10 protein-coding genes are annotated in these 16093 nt (G+C 66.9%); 9 read left to right on the top strand and 1 reads right to left on the bottom strand.

From position 1 onward, the window contains the following. The first annotated feature begins 3 nt into the window (after positions 1 to 3). The 8 genes from HQ306_RS12910 (at position 4) to HQ306_RS12875 (ending at position 14007) form a co-directional block, all read left to right on the top strand. Positions 4 to 1233: an MCE family protein gene (locus tag HQ306_RS12910; protein ID WP_261769939.1), complete on the top strand. Its 1230-nt coding sequence runs from the start codon at positions 4 to 6 to the stop codon at positions 1231 to 1233. Positions 1234 to 1235: 2 nt separating this feature from the next. Continuing rightward, entirely contained in the window at positions 1236 to 2498 is a 1263-nt protein-coding gene (locus HQ306_RS12905; RefSeq protein ID WP_222631822.1) for an MCE family protein, read from the top strand. Further along, positions 2495 to 3745, top strand: coding sequence for an MCE family protein (locus HQ306_RS12900; RefSeq protein ID WP_027504573.1), 1251 nt, complete (start codon positions 2495 to 2497; stop codon positions 3743 to 3745). The genes HQ306_RS12905 and HQ306_RS12900 overlap by 4 nt, the downstream gene beginning before the upstream one ends. A 70-nt stretch (positions 3746 to 3815) precedes the next feature. Further along, positions 3816 to 4580 (top strand): hypothetical protein, encoded by a 765-nt coding sequence (locus tag HQ306_RS12895; RefSeq protein WP_222631820.1) that lies wholly within the window; start codon positions 3816 to 3818, stop codon positions 4578 to 4580. A gap of 60 nt (positions 4581 to 4640) precedes the next feature. Then, positions 4641 to 5411 carry a hypothetical protein gene (locus tag HQ306_RS12890; protein ID WP_222631818.1) on the top strand — a complete coding sequence of 257 codons (771 nt, stop codon included), beginning with the start codon at positions 4641 to 4643 and terminating at the stop codon, positions 5409 to 5411. A gap of 440 nt (positions 5412 to 5851) precedes the next feature. Next, positions 5852 to 9358, top strand: a complete 3507-nt coding sequence (locus tag HQ306_RS12885; protein WP_027504574.1) for a DNA-directed RNA polymerase subunit beta — start codon at positions 5852 to 5854, stop codon at positions 9356 to 9358. A 97-nt stretch (positions 9359 to 9455) separates the two neighbouring features. After that, complete coding sequence (locus HQ306_RS12880; protein ID WP_027504575.1) at positions 9456 to 13412, top strand: DNA-directed RNA polymerase subunit beta'; 3957 nt, start codon at positions 9456 to 9458, stop codon at positions 13410 to 13412. 205 nt (positions 13413 to 13617) lie between these two features. Beyond that, complete coding sequence (locus HQ306_RS12875; protein ID WP_027504576.1) at positions 13618 to 14007, top strand: VOC family protein; 390 nt, start codon at positions 13618 to 13620, stop codon at positions 14005 to 14007. A gap of 16 nt (positions 14008 to 14023) precedes the next feature. On the opposite strand, the gene HQ306_RS12870 is transcribed toward HQ306_RS12875, so the two are convergent. Next, positions 14024 to 14350: a hypothetical protein gene (locus HQ306_RS12870; protein ID WP_027504577.1), complete on the bottom strand. Its 327-nt coding sequence runs from the start codon at positions 14348 to 14350 to the stop codon at positions 14024 to 14026. A 99-nt stretch (positions 14351 to 14449) separates the two neighbouring features. Here HQ306_RS12870 and HQ306_RS12865 point away from each other — a divergent pair, with 99 nt between their 5' ends. Then, positions 14450 to 16087: an alkaline phosphatase gene (locus HQ306_RS12865; RefSeq protein ID WP_222631816.1), complete on the top strand. Its 1638-nt coding sequence runs from the start codon at positions 14450 to 14452 to the stop codon at positions 16085 to 16087. Positions 16088 to 16093 lie beyond the last annotated feature (6 nt).

Raw genomic sequence — 16093 nt, 5'->3', positions numbered from 1 at the left:
AACCTGGGAATCATCGCTGCCGTCGTCGCTGTCGTGGTGCTGGTCGTGTTCGCGCTGTGGTGGGCCTTCACCCGCCTCGGCACCACCACCATCACGTCGTACTTCGACAAGACGGTCGGCGTGTACGAGGGCACCGAGGTTCGCGTCCTCGGCGTCAAGGTCGGCACCGTCACCAAGGTCGAGGGCCTGGGCGATCAGGTGCAGGTCGACATGCGCGTCGATCGCGGCGTCGACATCCCCGCCGATGCCCGCGCCGTCCAGCTCGCGCCGTCCGTCGTCGCCGACCGCTACGTCCAGCTCGCGCCGGCGTACACCGGCGGCGAGAAGATGGAGTCCGGTGCCGTGATCCCACGCGAGCGCACGGCCACTCCCGTCGAGGTCGACGAGCTGTACAAGAGCATCGACGAGCTGTCGGCCGCGCTCGGACCGAACGGTGCCAACCAGAACGGCGCCGTCTCCGACCTCGTGACCACCGGCGCGCAGAACCTGGCCGGAAACGGTGAGGCGCTGAACGATTCGCTGACCCAGCTCTCCGGTGCCGTCGAGACGCTCGACTCGTACCGCGGCGATCTGTTCGGCACGATCCAGAATCTGCAGACGTTCGTCAGTGCACTGTCGGCGAACGACCAGCAGGTGCGTGCCTTCAACAATCAGTTGTCCTCGCTGACGAGCTTCCTGGCGGGGGAGCGGGAGAACCTCGGCCTCGCGCTGAACCAGCTCTCGGTCACGCTCGGTGACGTCGCCACCTTCGTGCGGGACAACCGGGACCAGCTGTCCAACGATCTCGACGACCTCGCTCCGACCACGCAGTTGCTCGCCGACAACCGCCAGAACCTGGCGGACACGTTGACGCTGCTGCCGCTGGCCGTCGCGAACGTCGCGAGCTCCTACAACGCCGAGTCCGGATCGCTGGACGCGCGCCTGATCTTCCAGGAGTTCCAGGATCCGAAGACGTTCTTCTGCAGTCTCATCGATCTGCAGAAGCTGCGCCCGGGCGATCCGCAGTTCGAGGCGCTCGGCCGTCAGATGCAGCCGATCGTCGACAACTGCGGCGCAATCATCGACCAGGCCGTCGCCGGTGTGAAGACGCCGACGCTGGTCCTGCCGTTCGGGTTGCTCAGCGCGGACAACATCCAGCGCAACGTCGAGCCCGGCACCGTGCCCGGTGTCGAATCGCCGCGGGTCGACGACCTGCAGCTTCCGGGCCTGAACATTCCTGCGGAAGGGGAGTGACGATGAGAGTGCGCTCGCGTGGCCTGATGGCCGCCTCCGGTGCCTGCGTCGTCGCCGTGACGCTCAGTGCCTGCGGATCCAGCGGTATCTACGGGATCCCGCTGCCCGGCGGTGCCGACGTCGGATCGGATCCGATCCGGTTGACGTTGCAGTTCGACGACGTGCTGGACCTGGTTCCGCAGTCGACCGTCAAGGTCGACGGTGTCCAGGTCGGTCGGGTCACCTCGGTCTCCGTGCCGAACGACTCGTGGATCGCCGACGTCGAGGTCGAGGTCGACTCGTCCGTGGACCTGCCGGCCAACGCCATGGCGTCCGTCCAGCAGACCAACCTGCTCGGCGAGAAGTTCGTCCAGCTCAGCGTTCCGGCCGACGACGCGGCGTCCGCGCGCCTCGCCTCGGGCGACACCATCCCCGTCGAGCGGACCCGCCACGCCACCGACATCGAGCAGGTGCTCGGCGCGCTGTCGATGTTGCTCAACGGCGGCGGCGTCGCGCAGCTCGCTCCGATCGTCAAGGAGCTGAACACCGCGCTCGGCGGCCGCGAGGACCGGGTGCGGAACCTGCTCGAGGAGGCCAACTCGCTCATCGGCGGCCTCGAGGATCAGAAGGCCGACATCACGCGCGCGATCGACGGTCTCGACGTCCTCACCGGCACGCTCGACCAGCAGACCGAGAAGATCGACCGGATCCTCGTCGATCTGCCGGTCGCCACCGAGGTGCTCGAACAGCAGCGTCCGCAGCTGACACAGCTTCTCGGTCAGCTCGATCGCCTCGGGCAGGTCGGGACCGACGTCATCGAGCGGTCGAAGGACGATCTGATCGCCGACCTGCGCGCACTGCGCCCGACCCTGCAGGAGCTCTCGACCTACGGCGACGAGCTGATCACGGACCTCGCGTTCGTGCCCACGTTCCCGTTCCCCGACGGCGTCGAGAAGATCACCCAGGGCAACGCGGTGAATCTGTTCCTCAGTGTGGATCTGCAGATCGGCAACCAGCTCACCGCGCTGGGTGTCGGCCAGGGCAACCCGATCTACAGCGCGCCCCGCAACGGCGATCCCAAGCCGCGGGTCGATCCGTCGAACCCGTACTACAACGGCAACGGCCCGCGTAACTCCTTCCCGACCATCTCGCTGCTGCCTCTGCCGCCCATCATCCCGTCGCCGACCCCGGCGCCGGGTGTACCCGCCGCCGCACCGTCGGCGAACCCGTTGGACGGCATCCTGCAGCAGTTCGGGATCGTTCCTCAGAACGAAGGTGGACAGTGAGATCCAAGCTGGTCAGCACACAGCTGATCCTCTTCGTCGTCATCGCCGTGCTCGGCCTGGTGTACGTCGGTGCCAAGTACGTGCGCGTCGACCAGCTGTTCGGGTTCGGCCAGTACACGGTCACCGGTCAGTTCGCCGATTCCGGCGGCATCTTCAGCAACGCCGAGGTGACGTACCGCGGCATTCCCGTGGGGCGCGTCGGTGAGCTGAAGCTGACCGAGCAGGGCGTCGACGTCGAACTGAAACTCGAGAAGAGCGCTCCCGACGTCCCGGCCGACACCATCGCCGTGGTGGCCAACCGCTCCGCCATCGGTGAGCAGTACGTCGATCTGCAGCCGCGCACCGATCAGGGCCCGTTCCTGCAGGACGGCGACGTCATCCTGCAGGACGACACGTCCATCCCGACGCCGGTGGAGAGCCTGCTCAAGAACGTCAAGACGCTCGCGGACTCCGTGCCGGTCGACGATCTGCACACCGTGGTGACCGAGCTCGGTACCGGCTTCGCCGGCACGGGTGACTCACTGCAGCAGCTCGTCACCTCGCTCGACAGCTTCTCCGAGGACGGTCTCGCCAACCTGCCGCAGACCCTCACGCTGATCCGCGACAGCCGCGTCGTGCTGGACACCCAGTCGGAGCAGTCGTCGTCCATTCAGCAGTTCAGCTCGGATCTGGATCTGGTCACCGCGCAGTTGCGGTCGAGCGATCCGGACATCCGACGACTGATCGACAACGGGCTTCCCGCCAGCGACCAGGTCGGCGCGCTCGTCGACCAGGCCGGCCCGGGTCTGACGACCAACCTGACAAACCTCGCGGGTGTGACCAGTGCACTGAGCCCGCGCACGTTCGCACTGCGTCCGCTGCTCCAGTTCCTCCCGGCCCTGGCGCAGGGAGCGAACTCGGCGAGTCCGGGTGACGGCACCATTCACTTCGGCATCGCGCTCGAGGTGAACAACCCGCCGTCGTGCACCCAGGGTTACGAGGGCACGCAGGCGATCCTCGACGCGGAGTACGCCAAGAATCCCGACTTCGATCCGACGCAGCAGGACTTCCCGTTGAACCTCGACGCGAACTGCACTGTGCCGCAGGGATCCCTGACGGGAGTGCGCGGCGCCAACAGCGTGCGCTTCGCCGATCCGCAGACGGTGCAGCCGTGGGACGACAAGCCCAAGGTCGCGCCGGACCCCCTGGATCTGAACCCGATCGCGACGCAGCTGGCCGCACTGCTCGGTGTGACGGTCCGCCCCTGACCGTCGAGTCGGGTGAGGAGAGGTGCGCGGTGATGGCAGCGAGAAGTTACCCTCAAGTAGGGTGTCTGCTGTGACGCCAACCACCTCTCCTTCCGACTCGGACCTCGACGGCACCGACACCGGTGACGGCACGTCCGAGTCCACGCCCGCACCGGCGCCGCGCACGTCTCCGGTCGCCACGGCGGTGACTGCCGCGGCCGCCGCGATCACGTTGATCGCGGCCGTCGTGCTGAGTATCTTCTGGTTCCTCGCGTACCAGGAGTCCTCGGACGCCTCCCTGCGGGACGACGCCCTCGCCGGCGCCCGGCAGGCGGCGATCAATCTGAACTCCGTCGACTCGAACGATCTGGACAAGACGTTCGCCGACATCGAGTCCTCCATCACCGGTGACGAGCTCACCAACGGTCTGAACGACACCAAGGATCAGTTCCGCCAGCAGTTCGCGGAGACCGGTGTGGTCACCACCGCGGCGGTGCAGCACGCGTCGCTCGTCGGGTTCAGTTCCGACGACGGCACCGCGCAGTCGCTCGTGGTCCTCACCACCGACACCACCAAGCCGGACGGCAACGAGCGGTACCAGAGCACCCTGCGTCTCGAACTGCAGGACGTGGACGGCACGTGGAAGGCCACGCGTATCCAGCCCATCGGGCAGCGCATCCCCCTCGAGGTCCCGGGCGCACCCGCTGCGACGGGCGATCCCGCCGCACCCACCGATCCCGCCGCCACCGATCCCGCAGCCCCGGTCGACCCCGCAGCTCCGGTCGACCCCGCAGCTCCGGTCGACCCCGCCGCGCCCGTCGATCCCGCTCCCGCGCCGACCGACGGCGGTCAGTGACACCTCGCTGTCACGACGCCGTCCGTCCCGCTCGCCTCGCACCAGCCAGGAGTTCTCCCTATGCCCCCCGCACGCCGTAGACCCCCCACAGGCGCTCCCCGTGTCCCCGCCGGCAGCGTTCGTCGACCCAAGGTCGCCGGACGCTCCACGGCGCCCCCCGCGGGCGGCGACGCGATCGAGAACGAGACCACGACTGCGTCCACCGACGCGGCCTCGACCGTCGACCTGTCGAAGTCGTCGGCCGACACCGCTGCGGTCGACAGCGCGGCCACGGACTCGGGCGTGGACGAGACGACCGAGACGACCGAGGCGGACGACGGCGCCCCCGCCGGCCGCACGGCCTGGTGGACTCCCCGCACGATGCTGCTCGCCGCACTCGCCGTGGTGTTCGCCGTGATCGCGCTCCTCGCCGTGGTGCGCCCCGGTACGTCCGAGGTGAGCAACCAGGCATGGGTCGACACTCCGGCCACACTCGAGGTCACGTCGGCCGGGCGCGACGCCCTGCAGACGGTGTTCAGCTACAAGTTCGACACCATCGACCAGGATCAGGCGGCCGCTCGCGCGGTGCTGAACGACGAGCGCCGCGGGGAGTACGACTCCACCGCGGAGCAGACCAAGCAGGGCGTCATCCAGACGCAGACCACCACGACGGCCACGGTCACCGACATCGGGGTGTCACTGCTCGACGGTGACCGGGCCGAGCTGCTGGCCAGCATGGACATCGCCGCGACGCAGGACACGGTCGACCAGGGAACGGTGCAGACGCCGGTCTCGGTGACGATGGAACGTGTCGACGGAAAGTGGCTGCTCGCGACCATCGACAACCGCTGATCGCCCGCGTCGAGCGGATTCGGGGGACGAAACGCCGCTCTCGCTCTTGACGCGAGGGCTTCGGGAGTCCACTCTGATTACCGGATTCATCGAACGCGGGTGCGACCCCGCTGCCATGATCGAGAACGACGCCGGAGCAAATGGAGGCACCGGGCGCCGGGATCGACGGGCAGGGGCGTACGGCAGTTCGTGGATCACGGCCCGTGCAGTCTCCGGGCCGAGCGCGCTCCCCGCGCGGACGCGGTTGCCATATCCGCCGCATTGGGGTACTTTTGGACGTTGCGCTGGGTGCCTCCTGTCCACTTCCAGACTTTGCCTGAATCGACACGTGTGTCGATCTCTGCTGAGCGAGGACTTCGTACGGGTAGTGACCAGCGAAGTTCCCACACAAAGAAGCAGATTAGCGACGGTCGCGCAGTGCACGAAGCGGCCCGCGTGAGGTGCTGGAAGGACGCATCTTGGCAGTCTCCACCCAGTCCAAGGAAAACGCCGGAACTCCCGGAGCCCCGAAGAGGGTGTCGTTCGCGAAGATTCGCGAACCCCTCGAAGTACCGGGGTTGCTCGATCTTCAGACCGATTCGTTCGAGTGGCTCGTCGGCACGCCGGAGTGGCGCGCACGTGCGGAAGCACGTGGCGACAGCTCTCGCAGCGGCGGTCTCGAGGACATCCTGACGGAGCTCTCTCCGATCGAGGACTTCTCCGGCTCGATGTCCCTCTCCTTCTCCGATCCGCGCTTCGACGAGGTCAAGGCCTCGATCGACGAGTGCAAGGACAAGGACATGACCTACGCGGCGCCGTTGTTCGTCACCGCGGAGTTCATCAACAACAACACCGGTGAGATCAAGAGCCAGACGGTCTTCATGGGTGACTTCCCGATGATGACCGACAAGGGCACGTTCATCATCAACGGCACCGAGCGCGTCGTCGTCTCGCAGCTCGTGCGTTCCCCGGGTGTCTACTTCGACCACGCCGTCGACAAGACCACCGAGAAGGATCTGCACAGCGTCAAGGTCATCCCCGGCCGCGGCGCCTGGCTCGAGTTCGACGTCGACAAGCGCGACACCGTCGGTGTCCGCATCGACCGGAAGCGCCGTCAGCCCGTCACCGTGCTCCTCAAGGCACTCGGCTGGACCACCGAGCAGATCACCGAGCGCTTCGGCTTCTCGGAGATCCTCATGGCCACGCTGGAGAAGGACAACACGGCCGGCACCGACGAGGCGCTGCTCGACATCTACCGCAAGCTCCGCCCGGGCGAGCCGCCCACGAAGGAGAGCGCGCAGACCCTGCTGGAGAACCTGTTCTTCAAGGAGAAGCGCTACGACCTCGCACGCGTGGGTCGCTACAAGATCAACAAGAAGCTGGGCCTGAACTCGGGTCTGCCCATCGAGGCGTCGACGCTGACCGAAGAGGACATCGTCGCCACCATCGAGTACCTCGTGCGTCTGCACGCGGGCGAGAAGTCGATGACGGCACCCGACGGCGTCGAGGTTCCCGTGGAGGTCGACGACATCGACCACTTCGGCAACCGTCGTCTCCGCACGGTCGGCGAGCTGATCCAGAACCAGATCCGCGTGGGCCTGTCCCGCATGGAGCGTGTGGTCCGCGAGCGGATGACCACCCAGGACGTCGAGGCCATCACGCCGCAGACCCTGATCAACATCCGTCCCGTGGTCGCTGCCATCAAGGAGTTCTTCGGAACCTCGCAGCTGTCGCAGTTCATGGACCAGAACAACCCGCTGTCGGGTCTGACGCACAAGCGTCGCCTGTCGGCGCTGGGCCCCGGCGGTCTGTCGCGTGAGCGCGCCGGCCTCGAGGTCCGCGACGTCCACCCGTCGCACTACGGCCGCATGTGCCCCATCGAGACCCCGGAAGGCCCGAACATCGGCCTGATCGGATCGCTCTCGGTGTACGCCCGTGTGAACCCGTTCGGTTTCATCGAGACGCCGTACCGCAAGGTCGTCGAGGGACAGGTCACCGACGACGTCGACTACCTGACCGCCGACGAGGAGGACCGCCACGTCGTGGCGCAGGCCAACTCGTCGATCGACACCTCGGGTCGTTTCGTCGACGAGAAGATCCTCGTCCGCCGTAAGGGTGGAGAGGTCGAGTTCGTCTCGTCGATGGACGTCGACTACATGGACGTCTCGCCTCGGCAGATGGTCTCGGTCGCCACGGCGATGATCCCGTTCCTCGAGCACGACGACGCCAACCGCGCACTGATGGGCGCGAACATGCAGCGTCAGGCCGTGCCGCTGGTGCGTAGCGAGGCTCCGCTCGTCGGAACCGGCATGGAGCTGCGTGCCGCTGTCGATGCCGGCGACGTCATCGTCAACGAGAAGTCCGGTGTCATCGAGGAGGTGTCCGCCGACTACGTCACCGTGATGGCGGACGACGGCACTCGCAACACCTACCGGATGCGCAAGTTCGCGCGCTCGAACCAGGGCACCTGTGCCAACCAGCGTCCGATCGTGGACGAGGGCGCACGGGTCGAGGCCGGCCAGGTCCTGGCCGACGGTCCCTGCACCGAGAACGGTGAGATGGCGCTGGGCAAGAACCTGCTCGTCGCGATCATGCCGTGGGAGGGCCACAACTACGAGGACGCGATCATCCTGTCGCAGCGCCTCGTGGAAGAGGACGTCCTGACCTCGATCCACATCGAGGAGCACGAGATCGATGCCCGCGACACCAAGCTCGGTGCCGAGGAGATCACCCGTGACATCCCGAACGTCTCGGACGAGGTCCTCGCCGATCTCGACGAGCGCGGCATCATCCGTATCGGTGCCGAGGTTCGTGACGGCGACGTCCTGGTCGGAAAGGTCACGCCGAAGGGCGAGACCGAGCTGACCCCGGAGGAGCGCCTGCTGCGCGCCATCTTCGGCGAGAAGGCCCGCGAGGTCCGCGACACGTCTCTGAAGGTTCCGCACGGCGAGAACGGAAAGGTCATCGGCATTCGCGTGTTCTCGCGCGAGGACGACGACGATCTGCCTCCCGGCGTGAACGAGCTGGTCCGCGTCTACGTGGCCCAGAAGCGCAAGATCCAGGACGGCGACAAGCTCGCCGGCCGCCACGGCAACAAGGGCGTCATCGGCAAGATCCTCCCCCAGGAGGACATGCCGTTCCTGTCCGACGGCACCCCGGTCGACATCATCCTGAACACGCACGGCGTCCCACGTCGTATGAACATCGGTCAGATCCTCGAGACTCACCTCGGCTGGATCGGCAAGACCGGATGGAACATTCAGGTGGCCGCGGACGGAGTCCGACCCGACTGGGCCGCGACGCTGCCCGAGGAGATGCTGGCCGCCGAGGCGGACACCAACATCGCCACCCCGGTGTTCGACGGTGCGAAGGAGGACGAGCTCACCGGCCTGCTGGCGAGCACGATCCCGAACCGCGACGGCGAGCGCATGGTCGGCGCGGACGGGAAGGCCACCCTGTTCGACGGCCGTTCCGGCGAGCCGTTCCCGTACCCGGTCTCCGTGGGCTACATGTACATCATCAAGCTGCACCACCTCGTCGACGACAAGATCCACGCTCGTTCGACCGGTCCGTACTCGATGATCACGCAGCAGCCCCTCGGTGGTAAGGCGCAGTTCGGTGGACAGCGCTTCGGCGAGATGGAGTGCTGGGCCATGCAGGCCTACGGCGCTGCGTACACGCTGCAGGAGCTCCTCACCATCAAGTCCGACGACGTGGTCGGCCGCGTGAAGGTCTACGAGGCCATCGTCAAGGGCGAGAACATCCCGGAGCCCGGTATCCCCGAGTCCTTCAAGGTGCTCCTCAAGGAGCTCCAGTCGCTGTGCCTCAACGTGGAGGTGCTGTCCTCGGACGGCGCGGCCATCACGATGGCGGACGGCGACGACGAGGATCTCGAGCGTGCCGCGGCCAACCTGGGAATCAATCTCTCCCGCAACGAGTCCGCGACCGTCGACGATCTCGCGCAGTAATCGGTGACAGGCCGGCGCGAGGGGACTCGCGCCGGCCCACCCCCGATCACTCGTAGCAGCAGAAAACTATCCCTGAGAAGGGGAAAGGAAGTACGACGTGCTGGACGTCAACTTCTTCGATGAACTCCGCATCGGTCTCGCGACCGCGGACGACATCCGCAATTGGTCCTACGGCGAGGTCAAGAAGCCGGAGACCATCAACTACCGCACGCTCAAGCCCGAGAAGGACGGCCTGTTCTGCGAGAAGATCTTCGGACCTACTCGCGACTGGGAGTGCTACTGCGGCAAGTACAAGCGCGTGCGCTTCAAGGGCATCATCTGTGAGCGCTGTGGCGTCGAGGTGACTCGCGCCAAGGTGCGTCGTGAGCGAATGGGACACATCGAGCTGGCCGCACCGGTCACGCACATCTGGTACTTCAAGGGTGTTCCGTCGCGCCTCGGCTACCTGCTGGACCTGGCGCCGAAGGATCTCGAGAAGATCATCTACTTCGCCGCCTACGTCATCACGTCGGTCGACGACGAGCTGCGCCACAACGAGCTCTCCACTCTCGAGGCCGAGATGGAGGTCGAGAAGAAGGCTGTCGCCGATCAGCGTGACGCCGACCTCGAGGCCCGTGCGCAGAAGCTCGAGGCCGACATCGCCGAGCTCGAGGCGGAGGGCGCCAAGTCCGACGTCCGTCGCAAGGTCAAGGACGGTGGCGAGCGCGAGATGCGTCAGCTCCGTGACCGCGCGCAGCGTGAGCTGGATCGTCTCGAGGAGATCTGGACCACCTTCACCAAGCTGGCCAAGAAGCAGCTCATCGTCGACGAGCTCATCTACCGCGAGCTGATCGACCGCTACGGCGAGTACTTCACGGGTGCGATGGGCGCGGAGTCCATCCAGAAGCTCATGGAGACCTTCGACATCGAGGCCGAGGCCGAGAGCCTGCGCGAGACCATCCGCAGTGGCAAGGGCCAGAAGAAGCTCCGTGCGCTGAAGCGTCTCAAGGTCGTCGCCGCGTTCCAGTCCACGGGTAACTCGCCCATGGGCATGGTGCTCGACGCCGTGCCGGTGATCCCGCCGGAGCTGCGTCCGATGGTGCAGCTCGACGGTGGACGTTTCGCGACGTCCGACCTCAACGATCTGTACCGCCGCGTCATCAACCGCAACAACCGCCTCAAGCGACTGATCGACCTCGGTGCTCCCGAGATCATCGTCAACAACGAGAAGCGGATGCTGCAGGAGTCGGTCGACGCCCTGTTCGACAACGGTCGTCGTGGCCGTCCGGTCACCGGACCGGGCAACCGCCCGCTCAAGTCGCTGTCCGATCTGCTCAAGGGCAAGCAGGGTCGTTTCCGTCAGAACCTGCTCGGCAAGCGCGTCGACTACTCGGGCCGTTCGGTCATCGTCGTCGGACCGCAGCTCAAGCTGCATCAGTGCGGTCTGCCGAAGCTCATGGCACTCGAGCTGTTCAAGCCGTTCGTGATGAAGCGTCTGGTGGATCTCAACCACGCGCAGAACATCAAGTCGGCCAAGCGCATGGTCGAGCGTCAGCGCGCACAGGTGTGGGACGTCCTCGAAGAGGTCATCGCCGAGCACCCCGTGCTGCTGAACCGCGCACCGACGCTGCACCGTCTGGGCATCCAGGCATTCGAACCGCAGCTGGTCGAGGGCAAGGCCATCCAGCTGCACCCCCTCGTGTGCGAGGCGTTCAACGCCGACTTCGACGGTGACCAGATGGCAGTACACCTGCCGCTGTCCGCCGAGGCGCAGGCCGAGGCACGCATCCTGATGCTGTCGTCGAACAACATCCTGTCGCCGGCATCGGGCCGACCGCTCGCCATGCCGCGTCTGGACATGGTGACGGGTCTGTTCCACCTGACGCGTCTCGACGACAAGGCTCTGGGCGAGTTCCAGGCCTCGACGTCCGACTCGGCGGAGCTGGGCATCTACGCCAGCCCGGCCGAGGCGCAGATGGCCGTCGATCGCGGCGTCCTGACCGTGCAGTCGCAGATCAAGGTGCGTCTGACGCAGCAGCGTCCGTCGCGCGAGATCGAGGCGGAGCTGTTCCCCGACGGCTGGACCCCGGGCGATGCCTGGACCGCCGAGACGACGCTGGGCCGCGTGCTCTTCAACGAGCTGCTCCCGACGAACTACCCGTTCGTCAACGAGCAGATGCCGAAGAAGCGCCAGGCGACGATCATCAACGATCTCGCCGAGCGGTACCCGATGATCGTGGTCGCGCAGACCGTCGACAAGCTCAAGGACGCCGGCTTCTACTGGGCCACGCGTTCGGGTGTCACGATCTCCATCTCCGACGTCCTCGTGCCGCCGGAGAAGCCGCAGATCCTCGAGGAGTTCGAGGCTCAGGCCGACCGCCTGGAGAAGCAGTACCAGCGTGGCGCTCTCGACCGGACCGAGCGCAACTCGGCCCTGGTCAAGATCTGGCAGGAAGCCACCGAGCAGGTCGGTAAGGCCATGGAGGCCCACTTCCCCGACGAGAACCCGATCCCGATGATCGTGAAGTCCGGCGCAGCCGGAAACATGACGCAGGTGCGGTCGCTCGCCGGCATGAAGGGTCTGGTGACCAACCCGAAGGGTGAGTTCATCCCGCGCCCGATCAAGTCCTCCTTCAAGGAGGGCCTGACGGTCCTGGAGTACTTCATCAACACGCACGGTGCTCGTAAGGGTCTGGCCGACACGGCGCTTCGTACCGCCGACTCGGGCTACCTGACGCGTCGTCTGGTCGACGTCTCGCAGGACGTCATCGTTCGGGAGACCGACTGTGGCACCGAGCGCGGCATCACCACGGTGATCGCGGAGAAGCTGGCCGACGGCTCGATGATCCGCGACGCGCACGTCGAGACCTCGACGTACGCCCGCACCCTGGCCGCCGACGCGGTCGACGCCGACGGCAACGTCATCGTCGAGCGTGGACACGACCTGGGCGACCCGGCCATCGACGCGCTGCTCGCAGCGGGCATCACGTCGGTCAAGGTCCGTTCGGTGCTCACCTGCACCACCGGAACCGGCGTCTGCGCCACCTGCTACGGCCGTTCCATGGCCACCGGCAAGCTCGTCGACATCGGCGAGGCCGTCGGTATCGTCGCGGCACAGTCGATCGGTGAGCCCGGCACGCAGCTCACGATGCGTACCTTCCACCAGGGTGGTGTGGCCGGCGACGACATCACCGGTGGTCTGCCCCGAGTGCAGGAGCTCTTCGAGGCTCGTGTGCCCAAGGGCAAGGCGCCCATCGCGGACGTCTCGGGTCGCATCCAGCTCGAGGACGGTGACCGTTTCTACAAGATCACCATCGTCCCGGACGACGGCGGCGAAGAGGTCGTCTACGACAAGCTCTCCAAGCGTCAGCGTCTGCGTGTCTTCAAGCACGACGACGGCACGGAGCGTCTGTTGTCGGACGGTGACCACGTCGAGGTCGGTCAGCAGCTCATGGAAGGTGCTGCCGATCCCCACGAGGTCCTGCGAGTCATGGGCCCGCGCCAGGTGCAGATCCACCTCGTCAACGAGGTCCAGGAGGTGTACCGCAGCCAGGGTGTGTCCATCCACGACAAGCACATCGAGACGATCGTTCGTCAGATGCTCCGCCGCGTGACCATCATCGATTCGGGCTCCACGGAGTTCCTGCCCGGATCGCTGACCGAGCGCAGCGAGTTCGAGTCGAGCAACCGTCGCGTCGTGTCCGAGGGTGGCGAGCCCGCCGCCGGACGTCCGGTGCTGATGGGTATCACCAAGGCATCGCTGGCGACCGACTCGTGGCTGTCCGCGGCGTCGTTCCAGGAGACCACCCGAGTGCTGACCGACGCGGCGATCAACTGCCGCTCGGACAAGCTCATCGGTCTCAAGGAGAACGTGATCATCGGAAAGCTGATCCCCGCCGGCACCGGCATCAACCGGTACCGGAACATCACGGTTCAGCCCACCGAGGAAGCACGTGCCGCGGCCTACGCGGTGCCGTCGTACGACGATCAGTACTACAGCGCGGACGGCTTCGGCCAGAACACTGGTGCTGCAGTGCCGCTCGACGACTACGGTTTCTCTGGCGACTACCGCTAGAGACGAGCAACGAACGAGCCCCATCCCGCTTCGGCGGGGTGGGGCTCGTGTCGTTTCCGGGCTCGGTTGCTGCTCGGCCTGGCGCACCGCGGATCGTCTGGTGCACCCCCCATCGCGGGTGCAGGTGATGAACCGGAGTGCGGCTGGTGTCGCCGGGCGCACCGCACCGCGATGAGTTCCGGGCCACCGCGGAGTCGGCACCTGTATGACCGAGACTCCCAGCACCATCACGAACATCGGCGTGGCCATGTTCACCGTTGCCGATCAGGACAAGGCCCTCGACTTCTACACCCGCGTGCTCGGGTTCGAGGTGCGCGGTGACACCCGCTTCGGGCCGAACGAGGAGTACCGCTGGCTCGAGGTGGCGCCGCCGGGGTCCACGGCGCGCCTCGCGCTGAACCCGCCGATGTACGACACGCCGGGCGGCTCGTCCATCGGGGTGGAGACGTCGGACGTCCGCGCGGAGCACGCTCGCCTGAGTGCCTTCGACGGGTTCGAGATGGAACCGCTCGGCGGCGACGACGATCCGAACGTGCCGCCGATGTTCATGCTGAAGGATCCCGACGGCAACGTCATCACCGTCGTGCAGGCGTGATCCGTTCCCTCCCGGCTCAGCGCAGAGCGAGGGTCGGGAGGGACAAGCTCACCAGCATCAGCGCGAACAGCAGCCAGGCGGCGCCCTGCCAGACGGGCCACGTCCCGCCGTGGCGGTAGGAGCGGTAGCCGATCCACAGTGCGCCGATCCCACCGAGCAGACAGACACCGGGTACGAGCGCAGCGATCGCGACGCTGGACGCGCCCGCTGCGAGGAACACGGCCACCGCGACGGCAGCGATGCCGATCACTGCCCCGTCGTACGTGGCCGCGTGCCGGATCGCGCGCGGATCGCGCCACCGCTTCTCGACGTCGCGTCTGCCCATCTCTCGCTTGTCGTCCATGTCGACTGCGTACCCGATTCGGGTGGCTTCAGCGCGAGTCCTCGCGCGCGTCGTCTCCGATCCACACGGAGTTTCCTTTCGAGGGGCACCGTTCGGTCCATGAGCCGTCGTGATCTCGTCATCGGTGCCGATCGTTCTCTGCGTGCCGGCACCACGCGTCGTTCGTTCCTCACGTGGACCGCACTGGTCGGTGCGCTCGCGATGACACCGGAACTGTCGAGCGCGACGGCGCACGCGCAGCCGCAACGCGGCACCCCGGCCGACTACCCGTTCCGCCTCGGCGTCGCGTCGGGCGATCCGCTTCCGGACTCGGTGGTGCTGTGGACTCGTCTCGCGGTCGACCCACTCGCTCCGGTCGGCGGTATGCGGCCGGGTGTGGTGCCGGTGCGGTGGGAGATCGCCGAGGACGAACGGTTCGGGCGGACGGTGAGCCAGGGCATCGAACTGGCATCCGATGCGGACGGCTGGTCGGTGCACGTGGACGTGCGGGGTCTGGCTCCGGCGCGAGAGTACTTCTACCGCTTCATGGTCGGTCCGCACGTGAGCACCGTCGGACGGACGAGGACGGCGCCCGCACCGGGATCACCCCTTGCGTCACTGTCGTTCGCGTGGGCGTCGTGCCAGAAGTGGGAGGACGGGTTCTACGGCGCCTATGCCGATCTCGCGGCGAGTGACCCGGACGTCGTGTTCTTCCTCGGCGACTACATCTACGAGTACGCGATCGAAGGTACAGGCGCCCGCGCGTCGCAGCCACGGCCCGAGTCCGCGGGACGAGAGACGCTGGCACTGAACGACTATCGCGATCGGTACGCGCTGTACAAGTCGGATCCCGACCTGGCGTCGGCGCACGCAGCGGCGCCGTGGATCACCACCTTCGACGATCACGAGGTGGACAACAACTGGGCCGGGGCGATCAGCCAGGATGCCGGCACCGCCGCTCCCGGCGATCCTGCGGGTGATCCGCGGGTGTTCCTCCTGCGCCGCGCCGATGCGTTCAAGGCGTGGTGGGAGAACACTCCCGTGCGGATGGCCCAGCGACCGACGGGGCCGGATCTGACGGCGTACCGCCGCTTCAGTTTCGGTGACCTGGTGGACTTCTCGGTGCTCGACACCCGGCAGTACCGCAGCGATCAGGCCAACGGGGACGGCGAACACGCGCAGAACGCGGAGACCGCGGACCCGAGTCGCACCATCACCGGAGCGGCACAGGAGAAGTGGATCCTCGACGGTTTCGGGTCCGGTGCCACGTGGAAGTTCCTCGCACACCAGACGGTGATCTCCGACCTGGCCCGCATCAGCGACGGCGAGCGGAAGGTCGGGATGGACCCGTGGAGTGGGTACGAGGCGTCACGGCACCGCATCCTCGACGGCGCCCGCGACCGGGGGATCACCCTCGCGTCCATCGTGGGCGACATCCACCGCACCATCGTGTCGGAACTGCGCCGCGACTATCAGGACGACTCCGCCCCGGTGGTCGGAGTCGAGATCGCGTCGACATCCATCGCGTCGGGCAAGGACGGTGCGGACGTCGACACGGCCGGTGCGGACATCGCGGCGGCGTCACCGCACGTCAAGTTCGGCAATGCCCGACGCGGTTACCTGCGTGCGACGCTGACGCCGACGGAGTGGCGCTCCGAGGTCCGGGTCCTGGACGCGATCTCGGTTCCCGGCGCGCCGGTCCGCACGGCAGCGACCGTGACGGTGCCGGAGGGTCGGCCGGAGATCGGCCTGGCCTAGCGGATG

This window comes from Rhodococcus sp. BP-160, assembly GCF_019836205.1.
Taxonomy (GTDB): Bacteria; Actinomycetota; Actinomycetes; order Mycobacteriales; family Mycobacteriaceae; genus Rhodococcoides.
This window is presented reverse-complemented; position numbering and strand designations above follow the sequence as displayed.